1 protein-coding gene and 7 tRNA genes are annotated in these 2,851 nt (G+C 44.5%); 7 read left to right on the top strand and 1 reads right to left on the bottom strand.

Annotated elements, in window-relative coordinates; all coding sequences use genetic code 11:
- The first annotated feature begins 283 nt into the window (after positions 1-283).
- The 7 genes from KT99_RS19560 to KT99_RS19530 all read left to right on the top strand — a co-directional run bounded on the left by KT99_RS19560 (position 284) and on the right by KT99_RS19530 (position 1,425).
- A tRNA-Leu gene (locus tag KT99_RS19560) sits at positions 284-368 on the top strand.
- A 46-nt stretch (positions 369-414) separates the two neighbouring features.
- Positions 415-489 (top strand) — tRNA-Gln (locus KT99_RS19555).
- Positions 490-521: 32 nt separating this feature from the next.
- A tRNA-Gln gene (locus KT99_RS19550) sits at positions 522-596 on the top strand.
- 36 nt (positions 597-632) lie between these two features.
- Positions 633-709, top strand: a tRNA-Met gene (locus KT99_RS19545).
- A 306-nt stretch (positions 710-1,015) separates the two neighbouring features.
- Positions 1,016-1,100, top strand: a tRNA-Leu gene (locus KT99_RS19540).
- A gap of 48 nt (positions 1,101-1,148) precedes the next feature.
- Positions 1,149-1,223: transfer RNA gene (locus tag KT99_RS19535), tRNA-Gln, on the top strand.
- Between the two features lie 117 nt (positions 1,224-1,340).
- Positions 1,341-1,425, top strand: a tRNA-Leu gene (locus KT99_RS19530).
- 454 nt (positions 1,426-1,879) lie between these two features.
- Here the strand turns inward: KT99_RS19530 and KT99_RS19520 are convergent.
- Positions 1,880-2,827 carry a ribose-phosphate pyrophosphokinase gene (locus KT99_RS19520; RefSeq protein ID WP_005503730.1) on the bottom strand — a complete coding sequence of 316 codons (948 nt, stop codon included), beginning with the start codon at positions 2,825-2,827 and terminating at the stop codon, positions 1,880-1,882.
- Between the last annotated feature and the right edge of the window lie 24 nt (positions 2,828-2,851).

Here is a 2,851-nt window from a genome sequence, read left to right as displayed (position 1 = left end):
GCTACCATCTATTCAAGATGAAAATTGGAATCATGCGGGAGTGGTGGTGTTGATATTAGACACGCCAGATTTATCTTCTAGCCTGTCATCTTAATCAGGATGTAAAACTGATGCAGTGCGGGAGTGGTGGTGTTGATATTAGACACGCCAGATTTATCTTCTAGCCTGTCATCTTAATCAGGATGTAAAACTGATGCAGTGCGGGAGTGGTGGTGTTGATATTAGACACGTCAGATTTATCTTCTAGCCTGTCATCTTAATCAGGATGTAAAACTGATGCAGTGCGGGTGTGGTGGAATTGGTAGACACGCCAGATTTAGGTTCTGGTGCCGTAAGGTGTGAGAGTTCAAGTCTCTCTTCCCGTACCATTTATATTGAATGATAGGTCGATTATTGTTCGGAACGTGTTTTGATTGGGGTATCGCCAAGCGGTAAGGCACCGGGTTTTGATCTCGGCATTCCCAGGTTCGAATCCTGGTACCCCAGCCATTTTTTCACGTTTCAGTAATCTAAAAGATTATTGGGGTATCGCCAAGCGGTAAGGCACCGGGTTTTGATCTCGGCATCCCCAGGTTCGAATCCTGGTACCCCAGCCATTTTTATACCTTGGTAACGTATGGATTGGTTTATGTGGCAATATAGCTCAGCTGGTTAGAGCACAGCATTCATAATGCTGGGGTCGCAGGTTCAAGTCCCGCTATTGCTACCATCTTTCCTCAGGATGTAAAATCGAGTCATCTTAATCAGGATGTAAAACTGATGCAGTGCGGGAGTGGTGGTGTTGATATTAGACACGTCAGATTTATCTTCTAGCCTGTCATCTTAATCAGGATGTAAAACTGATGCAGTGCGGGAGTGGTGGTGTTGAGGTTAGACACGCCAGATTTATCTTCTAGCCTGTCATCTTAATCAGGATGTAAAACTGATGCAGTGCGGGAGTGGTGGTGTTGATATTAGACACGTCAGATTTATCTTCTAGCCTGTCATCTTAATCAGGATGTAAAACTGATGCAGTGCGGGTGTGGTGGAATTGGTAGACACGCCAGATTTAGGTTCTGGTGCCGTAAGGTGTGAGAGTTCAAGTCTCTCTTCCCGTACCATTATTAAAGGTTATAGGCTACTAGTCTGTAACTGAGTTAGAAATTTGTTGGGGTATCGCCAAGCGGTAAGGCACCGGGTTTTGATCTCGGCATCCCCAGGTTCGAATCCTGGTACCCCAGCCATTTTTACATCTACTCAAGATGAAAAGCTAGAGCGTGAATTTGACTCGTGTTATATTTATTGTATAGGCGATTTCTTAATTTCAAAACATCTTAATCAGGATGTAAAACTGATGCAGTGCGGGAGTGGTGGAATTGGTAGACACGCCAGATTTAGGTTCTGGTGCCGTAAGGTGTGAGAGTTCAAGTCTCTCTTCCCGTACCATATTATTTATTGTAAAAAATAAACAGAAAAGCCTGTCTTTACGATGGGCTTTTTTGTGTCTGAAATTTACTGTCTTTTTTTCTGAAAAGTTGGCATCAACATCAAGAGGTAAAACTCGATGCAGTGCGGTGTGCTCTGGAATAAAGGAGCCATTGTGAGAGGCTGGTATGAGGGTTATATTTTATTTTGATGATATGGTATCTCTAGGTAACTTGATTCGCTGGCAGCAGCTTGTTAGCTCCGTTGAGTGCGAATTCTCGTGCTTAGTGTTAATTAGGATTTGGATAACCAATTTGAAAGCACCAATTTCTAGCCTCATCTCCTTTTCTATAAAAAGTATAAATACACTGGAATTGAGTCTTATCCGGGAGATCAATTTTTATATTCTACAAAGTTTAGGGCACAAAAAAGGCACTCTAAAGAGTGCCTCCGATCATTCAGCGAAAAATTCTGACTAGTGTTTGAACATCGCAGAGATAGACTCTTCGTTGCTAACACGACGGATAGCTTCGGCCAAAACTGCAGACATAGACAATTGAGTGACCTTTTCCAGTGCCTCAATGTCTTTGTTTAGCGGGATGGTGTCGGTAACGATAACTTCATCGATAACAGACTCGGCGATATTTTTAGCCGCATTACCCGAAAATACTGGGTGAGTCGCGTAAGCAAATACACGGTTTGCACCATGCTCTTTCAGGGCTTCCGCTGCCTTGCATAGAGTGCCACCGGTATCGATCATATCATCGACGATGATACAGTCACGACCTTGAACGTCACCAATGATGTGCATTACCTGAGCAACGTTAGCCCGTGGACGACGCTTATCGATAATCGCGAGATCAGAGTCATCAAGCAGTTTAGCAATAGCGCGAGCACGAACAACACCACCGATATCCGGAGATACAACGACTGGATTATCAAGATTCTTAGATAGCATATCTTCTAGCAATACAGGGCTACCAAATACGTTATCGACAGGAACATCGAAGAAGCCCTGAATTTGTTCGGCATGTAGGTCACAAGTTAACACGCGGTCAACACCTACACTTGATAGGAAGTCTGCGACAACTTTGGCTGTAATAGGGACTCGAGCGCTACGTACGCGTCGGTCTTGACGAGCGTAACCGAAGTAAGGGATCACAGCGGTAATGCGTCCGGCCGATGCACGACGTAATGCGTCGACCATCACGATAAGTTCCATCAAGTTATCATTGGTCGGTGCACATGTAGATTGAATGATAAAGACATCCGCCCCACGTACATTTTCGTTTATCTGGACACTGATTTCTCCGTCGCTGAACACGCCTACTGCTGCGTCTCCGAGTTTGCAATATAGACGATCGGCGATCTTCTTAGCGAGAGCAGGTGTTGCGTTACCAGCAAAAAGTTTAATGTCAGGCACTGTATGAACCTCAGGCGTATGCTT

The organism is Shewanella benthica KT99, from assembly GCF_000172075.1.
GTDB classification, from domain to species: domain Bacteria; phylum Pseudomonadota; class Gammaproteobacteria; order Enterobacterales; family Shewanellaceae; genus Shewanella; species Shewanella benthica_A.
The sequence above is the reverse complement of the archived record's forward strand: the minus strand, read 5'-3'. Positions and strand labels throughout refer to the sequence as shown.